22 protein-coding genes are annotated in these 21,894 nt (G+C 58.9%); 13 read left to right on the forward strand and 9 right to left on the reverse strand.

Translation table 11 applies throughout. From position 1 onward, the window contains the following. Nucleotides 1–78: 78 nt before the first annotated feature. The 7 genes from icmH to S7A_RS11115 are packed head-to-tail and all read left to right on the forward strand — an operon-like array spanning nt 79 to nt 8,508. Nucleotides 79–1,296 carry a type IVB secretion system protein IcmH/DotU gene (gene icmH, locus S7A_RS11085; protein ID WP_009090602.1) on the forward strand — a complete coding sequence of 406 codons (1,218 nt, stop codon included), beginning with the start codon at nt 79–81 and terminating at the stop codon, nt 1,294–1,296. Next, nucleotides 1,296–3,410, forward strand: coding sequence for a type VI secretion system membrane subunit TssM (gene tssM / locus S7A_RS11090; protein ID WP_009090605.1), 2,115 nt, complete (start codon nt 1,296–1,298; stop codon nt 3,408–3,410). The genes icmH and tssM overlap by 1 nt, the downstream gene beginning before the upstream one ends. Nucleotides 3,411–3,423: 13 nt before the next feature. Next, nucleotides 3,424–4,122, forward strand: a complete 699-nt coding sequence (gene tagF / locus S7A_RS11095) for a type VI secretion system-associated protein TagF (RefSeq protein ID WP_009090607.1) — start codon at nt 3,424–3,426, stop codon at nt 4,120–4,122. Nucleotides 4,123–4,158: 36 nt separating this feature from the next. Continuing rightward, complete coding sequence (tagH, locus tag S7A_RS11100) at nt 4,159–5,295, forward strand: type VI secretion system-associated FHA domain protein TagH (RefSeq protein WP_009090609.1); 1,137 nt, start codon at nt 4,159–4,161, stop codon at nt 5,293–5,295. Then, complete coding sequence (locus S7A_RS11105; protein WP_009090611.1) at nt 5,292–6,068, forward strand: PP2C family serine/threonine-protein phosphatase; 777 nt, start codon at nt 5,292–5,294, stop codon at nt 6,066–6,068. The genes tagH and S7A_RS11105 overlap by 4 nt, the downstream gene beginning before the upstream one ends. A gap of 14 nt (nt 6,069–6,082) precedes the next feature. Beyond that, entirely contained in the window at nt 6,083–7,036 is a 954-nt protein-coding gene (locus S7A_RS11110; protein WP_009090613.1) for a hypothetical protein, read from the forward strand. Nucleotides 7,037–7,080: 44 nt separating this feature from the next. After that, nucleotides 7,081–8,508, forward strand: a complete 1,428-nt coding sequence (locus S7A_RS11115) for a serine/threonine-protein kinase (RefSeq protein ID WP_009090615.1) — start codon at nt 7,081–7,083, stop codon at nt 8,506–8,508. A 78-nt stretch (nt 8,509–8,586) separates the two neighbouring features. On the opposite strand, the gene S7A_RS11120 is transcribed toward S7A_RS11115, so the two are convergent. Together S7A_RS11120 and chaB are read right to left on the reverse strand one after the other, a co-directional pair. Next, on the reverse strand, nt 8,587–9,261 hold the full coding sequence (locus tag S7A_RS11120) for a gamma-glutamylcyclotransferase (RefSeq protein ID WP_162836536.1): 675 nt from the start codon (nt 9,259–9,261) through the stop codon (nt 8,587–8,589). A 225-nt stretch (nt 9,262–9,486) separates the two neighbouring features. Then, on the reverse strand, nt 9,487–9,717 hold the full coding sequence (gene chaB / locus S7A_RS11125) for a putative cation transport regulator ChaB (RefSeq protein WP_009090618.1): 231 nt from the start codon (nt 9,715–9,717) through the stop codon (nt 9,487–9,489). A gap of 372 nt (nt 9,718–10,089) precedes the next feature. Between chaB and chaA the strand changes: the two genes are divergently transcribed. After that, nucleotides 10,090–11,181, forward strand: coding sequence for a sodium-potassium/proton antiporter ChaA (chaA, locus tag S7A_RS11130; protein ID WP_009090620.1), 1,092 nt, complete (start codon nt 10,090–10,092; stop codon nt 11,179–11,181). Nucleotides 11,182–11,242: 61 nt separating this feature from the next. Here chaA and kdsA read toward each other — a convergent pair whose 3' ends face one another. From kdsA to hemA, 6 genes are read right to left on the reverse strand one after another with little or no spacing between them, the layout of a single operon-like run. Continuing rightward, entirely contained in the window at nt 11,243–12,097 is an 855-nt protein-coding gene (gene kdsA, locus S7A_RS11135) for a 3-deoxy-8-phosphooctulonate synthase (protein WP_009090621.1), read from the reverse strand. A 25-nt stretch (nt 12,098–12,122) separates the two neighbouring features. Further along, nucleotides 12,123–12,932, reverse strand: coding sequence for an invasion regulator SirB1 (gene sirB1, locus S7A_RS11140; protein ID WP_009090623.1), 810 nt, complete (start codon nt 12,930–12,932; stop codon nt 12,123–12,125). 1 nt (nt 12,933) lies between these two features. Continuing rightward, nucleotides 12,934–13,326 carry a SirB2 family protein gene (locus S7A_RS11145; RefSeq protein WP_009090625.1) on the reverse strand — a complete coding sequence of 131 codons (393 nt, stop codon included), beginning with the start codon at nt 13,324–13,326 and terminating at the stop codon, nt 12,934–12,936. Between the two features lie 24 nt (nt 13,327–13,350). Then, entirely contained in the window at nt 13,351–14,184 is an 834-nt protein-coding gene (gene prmC, locus S7A_RS11150) for a peptide chain release factor N(5)-glutamine methyltransferase (RefSeq protein WP_009090626.1), read from the reverse strand. Beyond that, a complete protein-coding gene (prfA, locus tag S7A_RS11155; RefSeq protein ID WP_009090629.1) occupies nt 14,184–15,266 on the reverse strand; it encodes a peptide chain release factor 1 in 1,083 nt (360 codons plus the stop codon). The genes prmC and prfA overlap by 1 nt, the downstream gene beginning before the upstream one ends. 42 nt (nt 15,267–15,308) lie before the next feature. Then, complete coding sequence (hemA, locus tag S7A_RS11160) at nt 15,309–16,565, reverse strand: glutamyl-tRNA reductase (RefSeq protein ID WP_009090632.1); 1,257 nt, start codon at nt 16,563–16,565, stop codon at nt 15,309–15,311. A 216-nt stretch (nt 16,566–16,781) separates the two neighbouring features. On the opposite strand from hemA, the gene lolB reads away from it, so the two are divergent. The 4 genes from lolB (at nt 16,782) to S7A_RS11180 (ending at nt 20,708) form a co-directional block, all read left to right on the forward strand. Next, nucleotides 16,782–17,405, forward strand: a complete 624-nt coding sequence (gene lolB / locus S7A_RS11165; RefSeq protein ID WP_009090634.1) for a lipoprotein insertase outer membrane protein LolB — start codon at nt 16,782–16,784, stop codon at nt 17,403–17,405. Further along, nucleotides 17,402–18,259, forward strand: a complete 858-nt coding sequence (gene ispE / locus S7A_RS11170) for a 4-(cytidine 5'-diphospho)-2-C-methyl-D-erythritol kinase (RefSeq protein WP_009090636.1) — start codon at nt 17,402–17,404, stop codon at nt 18,257–18,259. Before lolB ends, ispE begins: the two co-directional genes overlap by 4 nt. A gap of 136 nt (nt 18,260–18,395) precedes the next feature. Then, a complete protein-coding gene (gene prs / locus S7A_RS11175; protein WP_009090638.1) occupies nt 18,396–19,343 on the forward strand; it encodes a ribose-phosphate diphosphokinase in 948 nt (315 codons plus the stop codon). 213 nt (nt 19,344–19,556) lie between these two features. Further along, nucleotides 19,557–20,708 carry a GGDEF domain-containing protein gene (locus S7A_RS11180; RefSeq protein ID WP_009090640.1) on the forward strand — a complete coding sequence of 384 codons (1,152 nt, stop codon included), beginning with the start codon at nt 19,557–19,559 and terminating at the stop codon, nt 20,706–20,708. Here the strand turns inward: S7A_RS11180 and ychH are convergent. Continuing rightward, the gene (gene ychH, locus S7A_RS11185) at nt 20,705–20,980 is read right to left on the reverse strand and encodes a stress-induced protein YchH (protein WP_009090642.1); all 276 of its coding nucleotides are present in this window, start codon (nt 20,978–20,980) and stop codon (nt 20,705–20,707) included. The genes S7A_RS11180 and ychH overlap by 4 nt on opposite strands. A 255-nt stretch (nt 20,981–21,235) precedes the next feature. Here ychH and pth point away from each other — a divergent pair, with 255 nt between their 5' ends. Beyond that, complete coding sequence (gene pth / locus S7A_RS11190; protein ID WP_009090644.1) at nt 21,236–21,823, forward strand: aminoacyl-tRNA hydrolase; 588 nt, start codon at nt 21,236–21,238, stop codon at nt 21,821–21,823. Nucleotides 21,824–21,894: the final 71 nt, after the last annotated feature.

Consider the following 21,894-nt stretch of genomic DNA (forward strand, 5'->3'; position numbering starts at 1 on the left):
ATCCGGCGCATATTGCCCGCAGCACCGTCCCGTGCTGCGGGCACAGGCATTTGCCATTAGCTGGAAGATCACACTGTAATGACTGTGGAATCCCCTGCGCGTGAGGCGTCCCCCTCAGGCAATGAGAATCTGTTACTTCAGGCTGCAGCCCCCCTGCTGAACGCGGTGGTGCAGATTCGTCAGGCAGCCACCCATGACGACCCTGCCGGGCTGCGTCAGTCTCTGATCGATGAAATCCGCCAGTTCGAACAGCGCTGCAAACAGGCCGGACTGCCGTTTGAGATGATTATCGGCGCGCGTTACTGCATCTGCAGCGCGCTGGATGAAGCGGCAGCCCAGACCCCCTGGGGCACCCGCGGCGTCTGGTCGGGCAACGGCATGCTGGTCACCTTTCATAATGAAAGCTGGGGCGGCGAGAAATTTTTTCAGCTGCTGTCACGCATTTCGCAGAGCCCGCAACAGCACCTCTGGCTGCTGGAGGTGGTTCACTACTGCCTGCTGCTGGGCTATGAGGGGCGCTATCGCGGCAGCGAAAATGGCCGAACCCAGTGCGACGGCATCCGTAAACGCCTGAAAACCCTGATAGATGAAACCCGCGCGCAGCGCGAATCCCCCCAACCGCCGCTGGTGGAGGTGCATCCGCTGGTGAGCACCCTCGCCCGCCCGATGGTGCCGCTCTGGGCATGCGCCATGCTGGTCGCGCTGGTCGGCTGCCTGATCTACAGTGGCCTGAACTGGCGACTCGGCAATGCGGCAGAGCCGCTGCTGCGCACCATTTATCAGACGCCGCTGCCGCAGATCACCGCCGGACGTCGCCCCTCTTCGCCGCAGGCGCTGCTCGATCTGCGTCAGCGCCTGAACGATGTCATCGCGGCCGGTCAGCTCGAAGTGAGCGACGGCGCGTTTGGCAGTAAAGTGATTATCCCGGCGGATAAACTGTTTGCCCAGCAGGGCACGGTCATCAATCCGGTAGGCCGGGCGCTGCTGGCTCGTGTTTCAACCGCGATGAATGATGTCAAAGGCACCATTCTGGTGTCGGTGTTTACCGACGATCATCCGGTGGATAACAGCCGCTTTGCCTCCAGCTACGAGTTCTCCTTTGCCCGCGCCCGTGCCATCACTCAGCTTCTGCAGGTGCAGCTGGCTGACGGCCATACGGTTCGTTCTGAAGGCCGCGGCGACAGCGACCCGCTGCTGCCCAACGACAGCAGCGAAAACCGGACCCGCAACCGCCGCGTAGAAATTACCCTTTTTGCCGCGCCTGAAACGCTCAGTAATCACCAGGGAGCCCGATAATGCGCGCCTCACTTCGTCTGTTGTTAACCCACCGCCTGCTGTGGAGTTTTATCGGCGTCACGGCGCTGAGCTGCCTGGTCTGGATGCTGGGGCCGTTCTGGACATGGGATGAGTCACGTCCTCTGGAACCGGCGCTGCCGCGCCAGCTCACCGTCGGCGCACTCTTTTTTCTCTGGATCCTGTTCCAGCTGATCCCGTCACTCTATCGCGCCTGGTTTAACAGCCGCCTGCTGACCCAGCTCCAGCTGGCCGACAATGAAGATCCGGCCGAGCGTCAGATGACCGAAGAGCGGCTCAATCAGCGCTTCAGTGAAGCCGTGATGCAGCTGAAACGCACGCAGTTTGGCCGCCGCCACAGTGGCGGCTGGCTGGCGCGCGTCAACGCCAGCTACCTCTATCAGCTACCCTGGTATCTGGTGATGGGTGCCCCCGGTGCCGGTAAGACCACCGCGCTGCTGAATGCGGGGCTGGACTTTCCGCTGACCGATACGTTGGGAAAAAATGCCATTCGCGGCGTCGGCGGCACCCGCAACTGTGACTGGTGGTTTACCGACAGCGCCGTGCTGATTGATACCGCCGGTCGCTATGCGCTGCAGGAGAGCCAGCGCGTGCGCGACGCCGCGGAGTGGCACAGTTTTATCAATCTGCTCAAACGCTACCGCACCCGCCAGCCGATTAACGGCGTCATCATGACCATCAGCGTCGCCGACCTGCTGAGTGACTCAGCCGAGGCGCGTTTCGCTCAGGCAAGTGCCCTGCGTGAGCGCATGGCGGAACTGCATCAGCAGACCGGCATTCATTTCCCGGTCTATGTAATGGTGACCAAAACCGACCTGCTGAAAGGCTTTATGAGCTATTTTGGCTCGATGGATAAGGCGCGGCGTGACGCCATCTGGGGCTTCACGTTTAACCGTGAACCGGGCAAATCGCCAAAGAGTGACTGGCATCACCACTTTGGTCAGCAGTTTCAGCGGCTGGAGCAGCAGCTTCAGCAGCAGCTGGCGGATCAGATGACCCAGGAGCGCGACCTGAACCAGCGTGCGGAGTGTTTCCTCTTCCCGCAGGAGTTCGCTTCACTGCGTCCGCTGCTGAACGAATATCTGGATATCGTCTTTTCTGACCATCAGGATGCGGTGGCCTGGAGTCCGCGTGGCCTCTTCTTCACCAGCGGCACCCAGGAGGGGCTGCCCTTTGATCGGGTGATGGGTGAACTGAGCCGTAAGCTGCAGTTGCGCCAGGCGGGCGATCACTCCATCGCGGCGTGGGACAGCGTTAACCGCAGCCGCCCCATCCCCGGCAACAAAGGCCAGAGCTTCTTTATCCGCGATCTGCTGAGCGATCTGATTTTTAAAGAGAGCGGCCTGGCGGGCAGCAATCGCCGCTGGGAGTACCGCAATCAGCTGTTCCACTGGATTGGCTACGGTGTGCTGGCGGGCGCGCTGTTGATCGCCTCCAGCCTGTGGTGCCTCAGCTACTATCAGAATCAGCACTATCTGCAGGAGGTGGCGGCACGGGTGCCGGCCATCCGGTCGCAGAGTCAGCAGGTCATTCATCAGCCTGCAGATAATATTTTTGATCTGCTACCCTTTCTGAATAACCTGGTGAAGCTGCCGCTCTCGCCGCGTTTTTCTCTCGATAATCCACCGCTTACTATGCGGGCGGGCTTATATCGCGGGAGTCAGGTGAGCGATGCGGCCTGGGTGCTGTATCAGAATGCGCTCAAGTCGCTGCTGCTGCCGCGCGTGGCCCAGCAGATCACCAATATCCTGCGCAACGATCCGGGTGACGATAACGCCTACAGCCGCAATGCGCTGCGCGCTTATCAGATGCTCTATCAGCCGCGTAATTATGATGGCGAATTTTTACGGGCCTGGCTGCTGCAGAACTTACAGCGCTCGCTGCCCGATTCGGTCAGCGCCCGCGACCTTCAGCAGCTCGACTGGCACCTGAGCCAGCTGCTGGATCAGCAGATTCAGTCGTCGCCCTATGCCCGCGACAACGCCCTGATGATGCGTAAACTGGCGGAAAATCTGAACATTGCGGGCCAGTCGGGCCCGGTGCTGGCGGCGACGCCCCGGCACGCTGCACCGCAATTTTCCTCGCATAGCGAGTAATGGTGAGGTAAACATGGCTGCTTACACGGCCCCCGGCTGGTATGGCAAGCTGCCGTCGACCGGTGACTTTCTGCACCATCGACTGAGCGAACAGCAGATTAGTCCCTGGAATCACTGGTTTCAGCAGGGACTGATGCACTGGCATCAGCAGGCGTATGCGATCAGCGCGAATTTTCTCCACGCGCCGGTGTGGAACTTTGTTCTGCCGGTGACGGCCACCCGGCCACAGATACAGATGGGCTGCCTGCTGCCCTCCTGTGACCGCGTCGGACGCGCCTGGCCGCTGCTGGCCCTGCACAGCTTTCCGCTGGCGCAGTGGCATCCGGCGCAGCTGAGGATCTCCGGTGACTGGTTTCAGGATCTGGGCGCCACGCTGTTACGGGCGGTGCAGACGCCGCTGAACGGCGAGCAGCTGGAGCAGGCGATTCAGGCGCTGCCCCCGCTGCTGGTGCCCGCCCGCAAGCCGTCTGAAATCATGGATGTGATCGGTTTTCAGGACCTGCCCTGCACGCTGAGCTGGCGTGAAGTGGCGGAGCGCTTCGACCCGCAGCAGCATATGAGCTACTGGTGGAGTAATCGCAGTGACGGGTTTGTGCATGCGACCCACAAGCATAGCGGCAACCTCACCGCGCAACTGTTTTCGTTACTGTTCAACCCGGCGGCAGGTTCACAGCCGGGACGTAATGGCCTCTATCCGCCGATGTTCGAATGAGGCCGGATGCGTTTGCCGTTTAATCTGGGATAACTCATGCAATTTACCATTGTGCAGTGCACTACGGATGTTCCGGTCAAAAGCGTCGCGTTTCAGCCGCCTGGCGGCACCATTGGCCGCAGTCAGGATAATGATCTGGTGCTGCCCGATGAAACGCGCGCCATTTCGCGTCTGCAGGCGCTGGTTCATCTGTCGCAGGAGGGCGAGTGTCGCCTGACCAATCAGGGCAGCGTGACGCCAGTGGAGCATAACGGCATTACCCTGGGACGCGGCATGCAGGTGCTGCTGAAACATGGCGATGCGCTGCGGATCGGCGACTATGCGCTGGAAGTGCGCGACCCTGCCTGCCACGCCGCCCAGAGCGATCCGCTGGCGCTGTTTGCCGGTGACAGTGCACAGCCCGCCAATCCGCTCGGCATTCACGAACATCACGACATTGAGGCGCGGCTGCTGGTCAGCGAGGCGGCGCCCGCCCGCCACGAACGCCACAGCGATGCGCGGCTGGCCATCGACCCGCAGGCGAGTGAGCCACGCCGCACGCTGACAGCCCAGCCGGTGGATCAGGATCGGCTCATCGCCGCGCTGCTGGACGGTATGGGTCTGAGCAACGGGCACGCCACGCCGATTGATGAAGAGCAGATGCGGATTACGGGCCGGATGCTGAGCCTCTTCTCGCAGGGCACGGTCGCGCTGCTCTCCTCGCGCTCCATTCTCAAGCGCGGCGTGAAGGCAGACATGACGATGATCCTCAACGAGGCCAACAACCCGTTTAAGATCCTGCCCTCCGGGAAGACCGTGCTGATGCAGATGTATCAGAGCCAGATGCCGGGCTTTATGCCGCCGGAACAGGCGGTGCGCGATGCGCTGGTCGATCTGCAGGCCCACCAGCTGGGCATGATTGCCGGCATCCGCGCCATCATCGCCGCGATGCTGCAATCCTTTAATCCGCAGCGGCTGGAGGAGCAGGCGCGCGCCGACGGTGTGGTCTCTAAACTGCCCTTCTCCACCGTAAAGAAAGCGGCGCTGTGGGACTACTTTACCCGTAACTATCAGCGCACCGCCGGGGAAATCGAGGATGATTTCCATACGCTGTTTGGCGAAGCGTTTCTTCATGCTTATGACATGGAAGTTAACCAGTATAAGGATTCTCAGACGCGGGTAGATGAAGCATGAAGATTGTGTTTGCCAGTCGCTGCCAGCAGGGACTCCGCGATGAGAATCAGGATCGCACCGGCGCTGAACTGGATGACCATAAAGCCTGTTTTGTGGTATGCGATGGCGTCGCCGGTCTGCCGGGCGGCGAGATGGCGGCTCAGCTGGTGCGCGACACCCTGCTGAGTCAGTTGCAGGCGTACGACGCCTTTACCCCGGAAATCACCCATCAGGCAATTGAGCAGTGCCGTCTGGCGCTGCATGAGGCACAGGGTAAAAATCCGAAATTTTCACGCATGAGCACCACGCTGGCGGCCCTGTTTATTGACCGTAAAAAACAGCGTGCATGGTGGGCCCATGCGGGTGACAGCCGGGTTTACCACTTCCGCCGGGGGGTGCTCAACGAGGTGACCCGTGACCACAGTCTGGCGCAGCAGCTGAAAGAAGCAGGCTATGAAAATACCGGCATTAACAGTAATTTACTTTATAATGCGCTCGGTGCTGAGCCGCCTCGCTTAGTGAGCTTTTCACAGGAGATGGCGCTGGAGGATGGTGACGCCTTTCTGGTCTGTACCGACGGTTTCTGGCTGAATCTGACCACCGGCGAAATGGAACAGGCGCTGCGCATGGTGAATGCCTGCGAAGAGTGGCTGGCGCTGATGGAGCAGGCGGTCAGCCGCAACGTTAAAAAAGATAATCTCAGCGCACTGGCGGTCTGGATTGGTGAGCCGGAAGAGGCCACGCTGCTCTATTCACTGGCTGATTCGGCGCGCTTTCTGCCGCCTCGTTTTTGATTCCAAGGATCCTTATGAAACTGTGGTTGCCCGGCATCATCACTCTGCTGATTGCCTTTCACGCCCAGGCTGAAAATTATCGTGTGGTTTACTCCCCCAGCCTGGAGCTGGAGGTTTATATCGATGATGTGGTCAGCAAAGCGCCTGACGACTGGTGTAAAGAGACGCTGCCGCTGCGCATCGTCTCTGGCAAGAGTAAGGATTCGGCGGTGCTGACCACCTTTTTGCCGCGCGTCGGCACCCTGCTCGCCAACCAGTGCGGCCTGCTGGATGTGCTGCCCTGGCAGATGACCAGTAAAGAGGGAAGCGTGCTGGCCAGCGGCAGTGCCAGCAAGCTGCAGAACTGGCGGCCTATCGTGATGGCTGATGCCACCGCCAGCGCCAGTGAGAGCAACGCCGCGCCGCTGGACCTGTCGCGGCCGGCTGACAGCACGCCGCTGCAACACTTTGATCTGCCCAGCGGCTGTCATTTTCGTACCGCCTGGGATGAACATGCTCACACCCTGTTCATCCCGGACGTCAGCAAGCAGCAGTGCTCGCCGGATGGCTGGGCAGAAGGCAAAAGTGAGATGACGCTGGTTACACCGGATCAGAAGACGCCGGTCGCCGTCACCTTCTATCAGGGCTATCCCATCGCCAACCTGACGATCCCGGACAGCCGGCTGGAAGTGATTGCCGCCAATAATCAGCGCATGATCGTGACCCGGGCGGATGCCGCAGAGAGCTGGCTGGTGCTGCCCTTTGATGACCAGCATCACGTCTGGCGCTTCAACGGGGCCCTGTTAATCAAAATGGATAAGAATGCTGCGCAGCAGAGTGCTGACGCTGTGAAATCGCGGGTCGATACCTTGCGCAGCCAGTGGGCGCCCTATTTCATGCCACAGCAAAAAGTGAATGTGTTACTCATCGACACCCTGCACGCGGATCTGGTTGATCCTGCCATTGGTGCCTGGCGTAACATCAATTAATTACCGCGCAGCCTGGCGAGCAGGCCGTGTACAGAGAGTTCACTATGTCGGCAAATGAAAATCCGAAAACCGTTCCGAATGCCCTGCCTGACGGATACCGTTTTAACGAGTTTGAGATCAAGGAAGTGATTGGCGGCGGCGGCTTCGGCATCGTCTATCGCGCCTGGGATCATCAGCTTGAACGCACCATCGCCATTAAAGAGTATATGCCGGTGTCGCTGGCCGTCCGTGCTGCGGATCTCACCCTGGAATTGCGCGGTGAGCGTTTTCAGAAGCTGTTTAATGCCGGTCTGAACAGCTTTATTCAGGAAGCGCGCCTGCTGGCCCGCTTTAACCATCCGGGCCTGCTGCACGTGCTGCGCTTCTGGGAGCAGAACGGCACGGCCTATATGGGCACGCTCTATTACAGCGGCATGACCCTGAAGGAGTGGCAGCTCACCAGCCCGGAGTCGATCTCTGAAGCCTGGATACGCCGCCTGCTGCCTCCGCTGCTGGGGGCGATCAGCACCATCCATCAGGCGGGCTATCTGCATCGCGATATCTCGCTCGACAATATCCAGATTCAGGAGAATCAGCTGCCGGTGCTGCTCGATTTCGGCTCGGCGCGCAAAGAGATTGGCAACCTCTCTGATGAAACGGAAATCATGCTCAAACCCGGTTTTGCGCCGATTGAGCAGTACAGCGAAGAGGGGGAAGTTGAACAGGGCCCGTGGACCGACATCTACGCGCTGGGCGCGGTGCTGCACAGCCTGATTACCCATAATCCGCCGCCAGTCAGCGTGGTGCGCTGTATTGAAGATAACTATCAGCCGCTGGTGGAACGTCAGCCAGAGGGCTACTCGCTGCCGCTGCTCCATGCGATTGACTGCGCGCTGGCGATGAAGCCGGGCGATCGCCCGCAGACGATTGATGCCTTTGCGGCGCTGATTGATCTGCCGGTCAGCGATGTGGAAGCCGTGGTCAACAGCTTCCCGGTTCCCGGTGAACCGCCTGCTGCGCGGGTGGAGGAGCCGGTCGAGGCCGCGCCGCCGGTGGTGATGGCCATGAATCACGCCGCGGCGTCGGCTGAACCGGTGACACCGCGCACGGCGCGCCGGCTGTCGCCCGCCCTGCTGGCACTGGCTGCGGTGGCGGTGCTGGCGACCGGGGCCGCCGTCTGGCTGGCGAACCGTCACAGCGCCGCGCCGGAAGCGGCAGACTCCTCAGCGGTCGTCACGCAGGCGCCCGCCTCTGCGCCGTCAGCGGCCGCCGTTCCCGCCGCGCTGGCAACCGTCTACCTCAAGCTGGAGAGCGGCGAAAGCGTGGTGCTCAACGGCCAGCCGGTGGAGGTCAAACCCGGCAGCAGTGGCTTTGCCGCGCTGAACCTGGCGGCGGGTCAGTATAAAATCGATATTCACAATGGCAGCGTGACCCACTCTCAGTCCCTGACCATTGATAAGCCCGGCACCTGGCTGATCAATCCGGGTAACTGAGTTTCGCGGGCTTGCAGCAGAAAAGAGAAAGGGCGCACGAGGATGCGCCCTTTCTCTGTTAAGAAGGAAAGCGGTGTGTCAGGCCTGTTTCAGGCAGGCTTGCTGTAATGTCCGCACCTGATGCGCCAGTCGGCTCAGCCCCTCCTCCTCCATGCCGCGGCGGGTCAGCTCCTCCTCCAGGGCAAACAGATACTGCGCATTCGAGCCGAGCGGGCCGCTGGCCACGGCAATTAACGGCGCAACCGCATCCGGACAGGAGTCCGACTCATACAAAGGGTGACGCGGGTCCATAATAAAGGTCAGCGCCGTGACGCTGCGGCCATCATCCAGCTGGAGCTCACACCAGGTAGGCAGGTAGCAGCCGGTGACCATCTCACGCTTCCACAGCAGCGTCAGCTCTTCATGCAGGCGCGCTTCCGGCAGGCGAAAGGCCAGGCCGCTGGTTCTGCCGCCCTGCTTCAGCGCCAGCATGCGGCCGGGATGGGAAGCGGTGCCGCGACCGGCAATCAGTCGCAGACAGAACGCGCGATGCCAGCCTTCCAGCGAACCGGACGCGACCTCATCCGCCTCAAAGATCGGGTTCCACATCAGCGAGCCATAGCCAAAAATCCAGACCGGGCTGTGATCGGGACGGCAGGCCAGCGTGGCGGCCAGCGACGCCGCACGCTGCTCGCAACTCCAGAGCAGCGTCTCTTCGATATCCCCGAACGACGTTTTACAATCCGCTTTTAACAGAAATTCCCGGGTAAGCAATGCGACCTCCTCAACATCAACGGCGTCCTGCGCACCAGCTCCTGTCACCTGCTCGCCAGAGGCTTCCGGCGTTTCGGTCATGAAATTGACATTAATCTATTTTCGCGCGGGGTTTCAAGCGTGAGGCGGGTCGCAGCTTAAAAAAAACCAGATAAACCTGATAGCGCAGACGAAAAAAAGGGCCAGCTGATGCCGGCCCTCAGGCGGTGCGGAGAAGCAGCAGGGTTAATGCTTCGGATGCCACTTGTCGTCATCGCCCTTTTCATACTCTTTTTTGACGGCGGACCAGGCCACTTTATGTGCCACCTCTTCCCGCGAATCATCGCCGCGTCGATCTTCCGCCTCTTTATACTGATCCCAGGCGCTGTTGAACGCCTGCTGATAGATATCCTGGGCGTGGGCGGGCAGAACGTGTTTAACGTTGTCAGGTAAATCGCTTCGGCTGGCGTAAGGCATAACGGCTCCTCTGTTGACGGATTCCTGTTAAGCCTGGCGCAACTGCGCAAAATTTCAAATCGTCACTTATCCCTGTTTCAGTCTTAAAACCGCCTGCAGGCGCAACAAAGGCAAATTAACTGCGGATTTTCAGGCACAGAATGCCAGGATGGTCTGGCTGATCGGGAATGTTGCAGACTGATTATTATTAGATTATTCGGGATAACTTCAGGTTAATGCAGCTTCAATCGTTTATTGCATTTTAGTAAAAAGCAGTAAATTTTTCCCTGTCGGGCCGGTGAAAAGATAAACTGCGCCCTGCTGCAAAACTGATTATATTTCTAACAGCAGTTCGCGCTGCGTCGGACAATCATTAACCAGAGAGGATGGTGAATGCCTTCACATGAAAAAACACGTCACAAGGAATTCTCGCTGATATTTCCCATTATCACGCTGGGTATCCTCTATTTTTTTGGTGCGCAGACCTCTTTTCCGGTGGTCGTCGGGATTAACCTGCTGGCGCTGGTCGCTATCCTGAGCAGCGCGTTCAGCGTGGTGCGTCACGCCGACGTGCTGGCTCACCGGCTTGGCGAACCCTATGGTTCCCTAATCCTGAGCCTCTCCGTGGTGATTCTTGAAGTGAGCCTGATCTCGGCGCTGATGGCCACGGGCGATGCGGCGCCGGGGCTTATGCGCGATACGCTCTATTCGATTGTCATGATTGTGACCGGCGGGCTGGTGGGCTTTGCGCTGCTGCTGGGGGGCAATAAGTTTGCGACCCAGTACGTCAATCTGGCCGGCGTGAAACAGTATCTGATCGCGATATTCCCGCTGGCGATTCTGGTGCTGGTCTTCCCCAACGCGCTGCCCGGCGGGAATTTCTCTGTCACCCAGGCACTGCTGATTGCGGCTATTTCAGCGGCGATGTATGGCGTTTTCCTGCTGATTCAGACGAAAACCCACCAGAGCCTGTTCGTCTATGAGCATGAGGATGAGAGTGACGATGGTGACCCGCATCACGGTAAACCCTCGGCGCACAGCAGCATCTGGCACACCGTCTGGCTGATCGTACATCTGATTGCGGTCATTGCCGTTACCAAGATGAACGCGAATACGCTGGAAAGCCTGCTGACCGAGATGAATGCTCCGGCGCAGTTCACCGGTTTCCTGGTGGCCCTGCTGATCCTCTCGCCGGAAGGCCTGGGCGCGATTAAGGCGGTGCTGATGAATCAGGTGCAGCGCGCCATGAACCTCTTCTTCGGTTCGGTGCTGGCGACCATCTCCCTGACGGTGCCGGCGGTGACCATCATCGCCACCCTGACCGGACAGGAGCTGATTTTTGGTCTGGAGCCGCCGCAGATGGTGATTATGATGGCGTCCCTGATCCTGTGTCAGATCTCCTTCTCCACCGGCCGCACCAATGTCCTGAACGGCGCGGCGCATCTGGCCCTGTTTATCGGCTATCTGATGACCATCATGCTGTGACGGCACCGGACGTCAGGCGAAAAAAAGAGCGATTTCTCGCTCTTTTTTTTATACCGCAGACTTATTTGCTGGTATCGAGTTCCGGGAAGCTTTTCACCAGATCGTCAATCGCTTTCATCTGCACCAGGAATGGCTCCAGCTTATCCAGCGGCAGTGCGGAAGGACCGTCACACAGGGCGTGGTCCGGGTCCGGATGCGCTTCGATAAACAGACCGGCAATGCCGACCGCCATACCCGCACGCGCCAGCTCCCCCACCTGCGCACGACGACCACCTGATGCCGCACCAAACGGATCGCGGGTCTGCAGCGCATGGGTCACGTCGAAAATGACCGGGCTGTTTCGGGTCACTTTCTTCATCACGTTAAAGCCGAGCATGTCCACAACCAGGTTGTCGTAGCCGAAGTTGCTGCCGCGATCGCACAGGATAACCTGCTCGTTGCCGCCTTCTGCAAACTTATCCACGATGTTACCCATCTGGCCAGGGCTGACGAACTGCGGCTTCTTGACGTTGATCACGGCGCCGGTTTTCGCCATCGCTTCCACCAGATCCGTCTGACGCGCCAGGAAGGCGGGCAGCTGGATCACATCGACCACTTCAGAAACCGGCTGCGCCTGAGCGGCTTCATGGACATCGGTGATGATCTTCACACCGAACGTCTGCTTCAGCTCCTGGAAAATCTTCATTCCCTCTTCCAGGCCCGGGCCACGGTAAGAGTGAATCGAGGAACGGTTCGCTTTATCAAAGGACGCTTTGAATACGTAAGGAATACCCAGCTTACCGGTGACGTTCACGTAGTGTTCGCAGATACGCATCGCCAGGTCACGGGACTCCAGCACGTTCATCCCGCCAAACAGCACAAACGGCAGATCGTTTGCTACTTTGATATCACCAATACTCACGACTTTCTGTGTCATGCCCTTTCCTTTTCAGTGGGTCCGCTTAGTGCAGCGTGACCTGTTTTTGTTCGATTGCATGAATCTGAACTTTGATCATTTCGCTGACCGGGTCTTCAGGACACTGCTCAACGAAGTACGTTAAATCATTCAGCGCGATATGTTCGCACTCCAGCTGCGCGTAAATCAGACCGCGATCGCGGATCTCATAGGGATCGTCAGGGTCGATACGCAGCAGCACCTGACTGACGTTCAGCGCCAGCTCCATCTTCTTCTCTTCCATCAGCGCCGCTTTCAGGGTATCGAGCATCTTGCGCATCACGGTGACGGTTTTGGCTTCGTCGAGATCGTCATCATACAGGCGTGCGGTCGGGCTGATATTGCCCTTGAGCCACACTTCCAGCGTGTGCCGGTCGAGGGTTTCCCCGTTAAACGGATTGATCATCCACTTATCGCCATCAATCCAGTCCGCACGCAGAATCAGCTGTGTCGGGAAGATCACCGGCATCAGCGGCAGGTCCAGCTCGGCGGCGATGTGCAGCAGAATGATGCCCAGTGAGACCGCGGTGCCCTGACGGGTCCGCAGAACGTTGTCGATCCACAGCGCATCAGAGAGATTGTAGACACCGCTGGCACCGCCAAATCCCCACTGACGATAGAAGAGCTCCAGCAGCTTTTCGAGCTGCAGATCGGCATCTTCCGTGTGGCTGACATAATCACGGGCTTCGGCGACTAACGCCGCCAGCTGCGCTTCCACCGAGATCGCCGGAAAATCGGCGCGGATGGCTTGCGTTGCGCCAATCACCGCTTCACACAGCGGTGTCTGGCTGAAATCTAATTGTTCGGTCGAGGTCATGCTATCCCCATAACGGCATTTTGGTCAGCGCCAGCGTAATGATGGTCACCAGGGCGATTAACGCCACCAGAAAAGCGATCCAGCGGGTGCGATCAGTGCGTGGACGGCGACTCAATGCCACAAATCCTAAGGCGATGTAGATGATAACCGCTAAAAGCTTCTCCGTCAGCCAGCTTCCTTGCGGTGTGAAGGGATAGAAGTGAGTAATCATCACCAGCGCGACGCCGCTCAGCAGTAACAGGGTGTCATTGACGTGCGGCAGAATGCGGACCCAGCGCCGCGTCAGCAGGGGTGAGCCGCGCCGCAGCCAGTAAAAACGCAGCAGAAACAGCGTTACGGTGATCCAGACCGTCACCAGGTGAAGATTTTTAATCAGGGGATAAAAAGCGATCATGCTGCGTCCTTTTCTCAAGCGCTTTCAGGTAAGAAGTTGTCCCAGGGTCACGCGCGGGTTGCCGCCGTAATCTTCAAGGGTTTCGACGGCCTGATAGCCGTTTTGCTGCATCAGCGCTGCCACCGCCTCGCCCTGCTGCCAGCCATGTTCCAGCAGCAGCCAGCCTCCCGGCAGCAGCCACGCGGGGGCCTGCTCGATCAGCGTGCGCAAATCGGCCAGCCCCGCTTCGTCGGCGACCAGCGCACTGCGCGGCTCAAAGCGCACGTCGCCCTGCGCCAGGTGACTGTCGCTGGCATCGATATAGGGCGGGTTACTGACGATGAGCGCAAACCGCTGCGGCGGCAGTGAGCGAAACCAGTGACTGAGCAGAAAGGTGGTATTGGTGAGGTTAAGCGCCTGCGCATTCGTGCGGGCCAGTGCGACGGCGGCGTCAATCCGGTCCACGCCCGTCACCTGGCAGTCGGGACGCTCGCTGGCCAGCGCCAGTGCAATCGCCCCGGTGCCGGTGCCCATATCCAGAATCGCCGCCGGGGTGGCAGGCAGACGCGTCAGTGCCTGCTCCACCAGCAGTTCAGTATCAGGACGCGGGATCAGCGTGGCGTCATTGACGCGCAGAGGCAGCGACCAGAACTCCCGTTCGCCCACCAGATGCGCCACCGGTTCGCCCCGGGCACGACGTGCCAGCAGGCTATCCAGCTGCGTGCGCTGTGCTTCCGTGAGCACGGTCTCATCGAAGGCGATCAGCCAGCTGCGCGATTTACCGGTCACGAAACCTAACAGGATCTCCGCGTCACGCTTCGGGCTGTCGCCACCACACAGCGTGGCGGTCGCCTGTTTCAGCCAGTGACGAATATCCATTAATCCTGACCAGCCAGCGCCGCCAGCTGATCCGCCTGGTACTCCTGCACAATCGGTTCGATCAGGCTGTCGATTTTACCTTCCATCACTTCATCCAGACGGTAGATGGTCAGGTTGATGCGGTGGTCGGTCACGCGCCCCTGCGGGAAGTTATAGGTACGGATGCGGTCGGAACGATCGCCACTGCCCAGCAGGTTGCGGCGGGTGCTGGCTTCCGCCGCGTGACGGCGGGCCATTTCGGCGGCGTGAATGCGCGCGCCCAGCACGGCCAGCGCTTTGGCTTTGTTTTTATGCTGTGAACGTTCGTCCTGACACTCCACCACGATGCCGGTTGGCAGGTGGGTAATACGAATCGCGGAGTCGGTGGTGTTGACGTGCTGACCGCCTGCGCCCGATGAGCGGAAGGTGTCAATCTTCAGATCGCCGGCATTGATCTCCGGCAGTTCCGCTTCCGGGATCTCCGGCATTACGGCGACCGTACAGGCCGAGGTGTGGATACGACCCTGCGATTCCGTTTCCGGTACGCGCTGCACGCGGTGTCCGCCAGATTCAAATTTCATGCGGCCATAGGCACCCTCTCCGGTCACCCGGGCAATCACCTCTTTGTATCCGCCGTGCTCACCGTCGTTGGCACTGACGATCTCCACACGCCAGCGGCGGCCTTCAGCATAGCGGCTGTACATGCGGAACAGATCGCCCGCGAAGATCGCCGCTTCATCACCGCCGGTGCCGGCGCGCACTTCAACGAAACAGGCGCGTTCATCATCGGGATCTTTTGGCAGCAACAGCACCTGCAGCTGCTGCTCCAGGGTTTCGCCCTTCTCGCGCGCCGCCTGTAACTCCTCCTGCGCCATGTCGCGCATTTCGGGGTCATCGAGCATCTGCTGCGCGGTTTCGATATCTTCCTGCACCTGCTGCCAGTCGCGGAAGCAACGGGTTACATCGGTCAGCTGAGCATATTCGCGTGACAGCGCACGGAAACGCTCCTGATCGGCAATCACGCCAGCATCCCCCAGCATCGCTTCCACTTCTTCGTGGCGCTCCTGCAGGGCTTCCAGCTTGGCAACTATAGAGGTCTTCATTAAATGTGGGATTCCCGTAAACAGGTGGCGACAGCAGTGTGCCTAATCGAGACCCAGGCTGTCGCGTAAAATCTGCAGGCGTTCATTATCGCCGTCGCGGGCGGCCTGCTGAAGTGATTTGGTTGGGGCATGTATTAAACGGTTGGTCAGCTTGTGCGCCAGTTCCTGCAGAACTTTCTGCGGATCGGTGCCCTGCTGCAGCGCCTGCAGCGCACGGCCTTCCAGCTCAGCGCGGATCTCATCCGCCTGAGAGCGATATTCCCGGATGGTGTTCACCGCGCCCTGCGAGCGCAGCCACGCCATAAATTCGCTGCTTTCCTGCACCACGATGCTTTCGGCCTGCACTGCCGCCGCTTTGCGCTGCGCCAGGTTCTGCTCGATAATCGCCTGCAGATCGTCCACGCTGTAGAGATAGGCATTAGGCAGATCGCCCACTTCCGGCTCGACGTCGCGCGGCACGGCAATATCCACCAGCAGCATCGGCTTATTACGACGCGCTTTCAGGGCGCGCTCCATCATCCCCTTACCGATAATCGGTAACGGACTGGCGGTAGAGGAGATGATAATGTCCGCCTCCGCCAGACGGGCGTCGATCTCCGCCAGGGTAATCACCTCGGCACCCACTTCCGATGCCAGCGTTTCGGCGCGCTCGCGGGTGCGGTTGGCGATGATCAGATTTTTGACCTGGTGTTCGCGCAGGTGGCGGGCCACCAGCTCGATGGTCTCACCGGCGCCGACCAGCATGACATTGACGGTGGAGAGTGATTCAAAGATCTGACGGGCCAGCGTACAGGCCGCGAACGCCACCGAGACGGCATTGGCACCGATGTCGGTTTCCGTGCGCACGCGTTTCGCCACCGAGAAGGTTTTCTGGAACATGCGCTCCAGTTCGCTGCTCAGCGCCTGACCGCGTGAGGAGTCGGCAAACGCTTTTTTCACCTGACCGAGGATCTGGGGTTCGCCCAGCACCAGGGAATCGAGTCCGCTGGCGACCCGCATCAGGTGGCTGACCGCCTCATTATCCTGATGCCAGTAGAGGCTGTTACGCACATCCTCTTCATTCAGCTGATGATAATTGCACAGCCAGCTCACCAGACGCGCCTGTAAATCCGCCTGCTGCTCTACACTCAGGTAGAGCTCAGTCCGGTTACAGGTGGACAGCACCACACCGCTCTGCACCATTGGCTGTGACAACAGGCTGTTTAAGGCCTGCTCAAGCGTCTCCGGCCCGAACGTAACACGTTCGCGCAGAGCAATGGGGGCGGTCTTGTGGTTGATTCCGAGAGCGAGCAGCGTCATGGTGATTTTGGTTGGGATGTCCCAATAATGTCAGGGTTTTGTGAGGCGCATTCTACAAGATGCGACAGATCAAGAAAAGCCATACAAAGGCTATGACTGTAATAAGATTAACCTGATCATGCGCAATTTGCTGCATAACAGCATTGACGGTTAAAACCGTGACGGTTAGCGTTATCCGTTGCCAATAATAAATGTGTCCGAGGAGATGACCACTTGATGCTTACTTCACCACGCAATCTGTTGCGCCTTTTGCCCCTTGCCAGCGTGCTGCTGGCGGCCTGTAGCGTCAACAAACCGCAGGGTCCGGGCCCCAGCGTCACCGCGCCGCAGTGGCAACAGCATCAGCAGGCGGTCTCAAAGGTCACGCATTATCAGACCCGCGGCGCCTTTGCCTACCTCTCCGATAAACAGAAAGTGTATGCCCGCTTCAACTGGCAGCAGACCGCGCCTGACCGCTATCGCCTGCTGCTGACCAATCCGCTGGGCAGCACCGAGCTGCAGCTGGATGCGCAGGGCTCGGTCGTGCAGATTGTCGATAACAAGGGCAAGCGTTACGTCAGCAACGATGCACAGAAGATGATTTCTCAGCTAACCGGCATGGACATCCCGCTGGCTAATCTGCGTCAGTGGATGATGGGTCTGCCAGGCGATGCCAGCGACTATCAGCTCAACGAGAGTTATCAGCTGCGCAGCCTGAACTACAGCCGCGACGGTCAGACCTGGCAGGTCTCCATCGCCGGTTACGACAGCAAAGTGACTCCGCCACTCCCTTCCAGCCTGGAGCTGAAAGAGGGTGACCAGCGGATTAAACTGCGCATGGACAGCTGGACCGTTCAATGATCACCCACTGGCCCGCCCCGGCAAAACTGAATCTTTTTCTCTACATTACCGGCCGTCGTCCCGACGGCTACCACAACCTGCAGACGCTGTTTCAGTTTCTCGATTATGGTGACGAGTTGCAGATTCATGCTGACCAGAGCGGTCGCATTCAGCTGCTGACGCCGCTGGCGGGTGTGGCAGACGAGGACAACCTGATTGTGCGCGCCGCGAACCTGCTGAAACAGGCGGCGCTGCAGAGTAATCGCCTCTCTGCCAGCGCGGGTGCGCAGATTGCTATCGAGAAGAGACTGCCCATGGGGGGCGGCATCGGCGGCGGCTCGTCTGATGCCGCTACCGTGCTGGTGGCGCTGAATCATCTGTGGCAGACCGGCTTTTCGACAGAAGAACTGGCGGCGATGGGTGTGACGCTCGGTGCCGATGTCCCGGTGTTTGTCCACGGCTTCGCGGCGTTTGCGCAGGGCGTGGGCGAAGAGCTTCAGCCTGCCGACCCGGCTGAAAAATGGTACCTGGTTGCGCACCCTGGCGTGCATATCAGCACCCCGGTGGTGTTCGGCGATCCCGACCTGACGCGTGACACCCCAGCGCGCAGTTTATCGACACTTTTAGCCTCCCCCTTCGCCAACGATTGTGAAGCAGTGGTAAGAAAACGTTTTCGCGAGGTTGATGAGCTTGTTTCCTGGCTGCTAGAATACGCGCCGTCACGCCTGACTGGCACGGGCGCTTGTGTGTTTGCGGAATTTGACACCGAGTCTGCTGCCCGCCAGGTGCTGGAGCTTGCCCCGAATGGGGTGCGCGGATTTGTAGCCCGGGGCGTTAACGTGTCGCCGCTACAGCGTACCCTGCGAGGCGATTAGCAAAAGCGTGACAGTGTCACCACGTTCCGGACACTGCACCTTTTGCATCAACACACCCGTGTGAACGCCCATGACCGTGCACGCCGGTTACGGTCATGTCGTTCATTCTCTGGACGCAAAGCCTGAGGTTCTTCTCGTGCCTGATATGAAGCTATTTGCTGGTAACGCCACCCCGGAACTAGCACAACGTATTGCCAACCGCCTTTACACCAGTCTGGGAGACGCCGCTGTCGGACGTTTCAGCGATGGTGAAGTGAGCGTACAGATTAACGAAAATGTACGCGGTGGTGATATTTTCATCATCCAGTCCACCTGTGCCCCCACCAACGATAATCTGATGGAACTGGTTGTGATGGTCGACGCGCTGCGTCGTGCTTCTGCTGGTCGTATTACCGCAGTCATCCCCTACTTTGGCTATGCCCGTCAGGATCGCCGCGTGCGCTCTGCGCGTGTGCCGATCACCGCTAAAGTTGTGGCTGACTTCCTTTCCAGCGTCGGTGTTGACCGTGTTCTGACGGTTGACCTGCACGCCGAGCAGATCCAGGGCTTCTTCGACGTCCCGGTTGATAACGTATTTGGCAGCCCGATCCTGCTGGAAGATATGATGCAGATCGGACTGGAAAACCCGATTGTTGTTTCTCCCGATATTGGTGGCGTAGTACGTGCCCGTGCTATCGCTAAACTGCTGAACGACACCGATATGGCTATCATCGATAAACGTCGCCCGCGCGCGAACGTCTCTCAGGTGATGCACATTATTGGTGACGTTGCTGGCCGCGACTGCGTGCTGGTCGACGACATGATCGACACCGGCGGCACGTTGTGCAAAGCGGCTGAAGCGCTGAAAGAGCGTGGTGCCAAACGCGTGTTTGCTTATGCAACCCACCCAATCTTCTCCGGCAACGCGGTTGAAAACCTGCGTAAATCGGTGCTCGATCAGGTGATTGTCTGTGACACCATCCCTCTCTCTGAAGAGATCAGGGCGCTGCCGAACGTGCGCACACTGACCCTCTCAGGCATGCTGGCTGAAGCCATTCGCCGCATCAGTAACGAAGAGTCCATCTCGGCGATGTTCGAGCATTAATCTTCGCGGAAACCGGGCCCTGTGCCCGGTTTTTTTATGCCTGTTTCTGCCCGCTTAACTCTCTTCTTTTTCTGAGATTAGCGCGATAAATTTTCCCGTTCGCCCCGGTTTGCAACGCCACGCACTCTTTTCATCAATGGCCTCGTTTCCCGCTTCTGCCCGCTGCCGTTAAATGGTAATTTGCTGCCCATTTCTCATCAGAACCCGGCCATCATGACTCTCGATATCTATACCCTGTTTATTTGCGAGCTCTATGTGCTGGGCTTTTTAAGCCTGATCATGATTTTTGCCTGGGTCGGATCGCAGTACGATCGCGTGCTGGGCTTTACCCTGCTGTCGCTGGTCCTGACGCTGGTGGCGGTCTTTTTAAGCAGCCTGCGCAGCAGCGGCTTCCATTTTCTGCCGGTGGCCGTCGGGAACGTGCTGGTGATGCTGGCCTATGGCGGGTTGCTGAATGCCTTTCGCCGCTTCTGTGACAAACCCATCGGCAGCCACTGGCTGCTGGGTGCCCTGCTCTGGGCGCTGCTTTGCTGTTTCCCGGCATTTTACGACAGCCTGCCGAAACGGGTAGTGGTGCTCTGTCTTGCCTGCGTCGCCTATACCGCCGCCCTGATCCAGCTGGTCTGGCTGGCTCGTGACACGCTGAAAGCCACCTTCTGGCCGGCCCAGCTGCTGCTCTGGATCCATCTGCTGTTCCATCTGGCCCGGCTGTTTCTGGATAGCGCCGTTGCCAGCGGGCTGCCAGGCGCGATTGGCGGGTCGGCTTTCTCGGTTTACGTTATCCTGGAGTCGATTCTGTTTGTTATTGGCCTCACCTTCACCATTCTGGCGATGGTGAATGAACGGATGCAGCAGACCCTGAAACATGCTTCCCTGCACGACCCGCTGACCCGCGTCTGGAACCGCCGCGCCCTGTTCAGCGAAGCAGAGAACATTGCGGCGCGTTGCCATCGCCAGAACCGGCCCTTCAGCGCCATCCTGTTCGACCTGGACCATTTCAAAAGCATCAACGATCGCTACGGGCATCAGCAGGGCGACCAGATTCTGATCCACTTTTGCGAGGTGGTGAGCGCACTGATTCCGGCGGGAGGACGTTTTGCGCGACTGGGCGGAGAGGAATTTGCGGCCATCATTCCGGCGACGGCACAGGAGACAGAAGCGTGGTGTGAGACAATCCGGCTGGCGGTCTGTGCATCACAACATAATGCGATTGCCTATTCGGTCAGCATCGGCTTTGCTACGGCCACACATCATCAGCAGGGTTTTGAAGCGTTACTGGTGCAGGCGGATGCGGCGCTCTACCACGCCAAGGCCAGCGGCCGGAACCGCACCGCGCAGCATCCGCTGCCTGCTGCCATTATTTAGTGGTGTGAGTTATGTGACCGGCGGCAGCGCTGGTCATAGTGACGCACCCAGTAATAACGATCTTCAATCTTTTCCCGGCCACTGACCCGGGCGCCCACCAGCCAGAGCAGCGCACCAATAAAGATGCTGAAGATAGCGCCCTGCGCCAGAGACTGGGGCAGATCGAGCGCGGGCAGCTGGTTCATAATAGAGAAACCGACGCCCAGAACCATGGTAACTAATCCCAGTACCATTAGCGTGTTACCCGCTACACGGCAGTGATGATGTTTCATAATGCACCTCCATCCATAAGAGCCAATAACCGCACACAATGTTAAGTGTCATAAGTTTAGGCAATGGCTCAGCCCCGCGATGCGGGCTGGATCACACATCAACCATAAAGCTTCGCCTGGTCCTGATTGCAGACTGTTGATTCCGATAGAAAATGATTAATCACGCTGATGAACCATTTGACTGCTTCTGCTTTGTCATCTCGCCTGTCGCGAAGTAAACTAACGCCCTTTCGCGATAACAGCAGGATAATCATTGTGAGCAGCATTAAACTGATTGTGGGACTGGCCAATCCTGGCGCTGAATATGCCGCCACGCGCCATAATGCGGGTGCCTGGTATCTGGATTTACTGGCGGAACGCCACAATCAGTCTCTGAAAGAGGAAGGCAAATTCTATGGCTACACCGCCCGTCTGGCGATAGCCGGAGAGGATGTCCGCCTGCTGGTGCCGACCACCTTTATGAACCTGAGCGGTAAAGCGGTGGCGGCGATGGCGACCTTTTATCGCATCGCGCCTGAAGAGATTCTGGTGGCGCATGATGAACTCGATTTACCGCCCGGCGTCGCGAAATTTAAGCAGGGTGGCGGACACGGCGGCCATAACGGTCTGAAAGACATCATCAGCAAACTGGGCAACAACAACAATTTCCACCGCCTGCGCATCGGTATCGGCCATCCCGGCGATCGCAATAAGGTGACCGGATTTGTGCTGGGTAAACCGCCCGTCAGCGAGCAGAAGCTGATTGATGAAGCCATTGATGAGGCGGCGCGCTGCACTGAGCTGTGGCTCAAAGAGGATCGCATCAAAGCCATGAACCGGCTGCACGCCTTCAAACCTGCTTAAACGCCCGAATCGTCGCGATTCCGTGTATAATGCGCGGAATTTTTCAATTCTTCTCCGACAGCTCGCCATCG

This window comes from Pantoea sp. Sc1, assembly GCF_000255315.1.
GTDB lineage: Bacteria > Pseudomonadota > Gammaproteobacteria > Enterobacterales > Enterobacteriaceae > Pantoea > Pantoea anthophila.

Excerpts from the sequence above, each read along its gene's own strand:
- icmH (WP_009090602.1), top strand. The coding sequence starts at position 79 with ATGACTGTGGAATCCCCTGCGCGTGAGGCGTCCCCCTCAGGCAATGAG.
- tssM (WP_009090605.1), top strand. The coding sequence starts at position 1,296 with ATGCGCGCCTCACTTCGTCTGTTGTTAACCCACCGCCTGCTGTGGAGT.
- tagF (WP_009090607.1), top strand. The coding sequence starts at position 3,424 with ATGGCTGCTTACACGGCCCCCGGCTGGTATGGCAAGCTGCCGTCGACC.
- tagH (WP_009090609.1), top strand. The coding sequence starts at position 4,159 with ATGCAATTTACCATTGTGCAGTGCACTACGGATGTTCCGGTCAAAAGC.
- S7A_RS11105 (WP_009090611.1), top strand. The coding sequence starts at position 5,292 with ATGAAGATTGTGTTTGCCAGTCGCTGCCAGCAGGGACTCCGCGATGAG.
- S7A_RS11110 (WP_009090613.1), top strand. The coding sequence starts at position 6,083 with ATGAAACTGTGGTTGCCCGGCATCATCACTCTGCTGATTGCCTTTCAC.
- S7A_RS11115 (WP_009090615.1), top strand. The coding sequence starts at position 7,081 with ATGTCGGCAAATGAAAATCCGAAAACCGTTCCGAATGCCCTGCCTGAC.
- chaB (WP_009090618.1), bottom strand. The coding sequence starts at position 9,717 with ATGCCTTACGCCAGCCGAAGCGATTTACCTGACAACGTTAAACACGTT.
- chaA (WP_009090620.1), top strand. The coding sequence starts at position 10,090 with ATGCCTTCACATGAAAAAACACGTCACAAGGAATTCTCGCTGATATTT.
- kdsA (WP_009090621.1), bottom strand. The coding sequence starts at position 12,097 with ATGACACAGAAAGTCGTGAGTATTGGTGATATCAAAGTAGCAAACGAT.
- sirB1 (WP_009090623.1), bottom strand. The coding sequence starts at position 12,932 with ATGACCTCGACCGAACAATTAGATTTCAGCCAGACACCGCTGTGTGAA.
- S7A_RS11145 (WP_009090625.1), bottom strand. The coding sequence starts at position 13,326 with ATGATCGCTTTTTATCCCCTGATTAAAAATCTTCACCTGGTGACGGTC.
- prmC (WP_009090626.1), bottom strand. The coding sequence starts at position 14,184 with ATGGATATTCGTCACTGGCTGAAACAGGCGACCGCCACGCTGTGTGGT.
- prfA (WP_009090629.1), bottom strand. The coding sequence starts at position 15,266 with ATGAAGACCTCTATAGTTGCCAAGCTGGAAGCCCTGCAGGAGCGCCAC.
- hemA (WP_009090632.1), bottom strand. The coding sequence starts at position 16,565 with ATGACGCTGCTCGCTCTCGGAATCAACCACAAGACCGCCCCCATTGCT.
- lolB (WP_009090634.1), top strand. The coding sequence starts at position 16,782 with ATGCTTACTTCACCACGCAATCTGTTGCGCCTTTTGCCCCTTGCCAGC.
- ispE (WP_009090636.1), top strand. The coding sequence starts at position 17,402 with ATGATCACCCACTGGCCCGCCCCGGCAAAACTGAATCTTTTTCTCTAC.
- S7A_RS11180 (WP_009090640.1), top strand. The coding sequence starts at position 19,557 with ATGACTCTCGATATCTATACCCTGTTTATTTGCGAGCTCTATGTGCTG.
- ychH (WP_009090642.1), bottom strand. The coding sequence starts at position 20,980 with ATGAAACATCATCACTGCCGTGTAGCGGGTAACACGCTAATGGTACTG.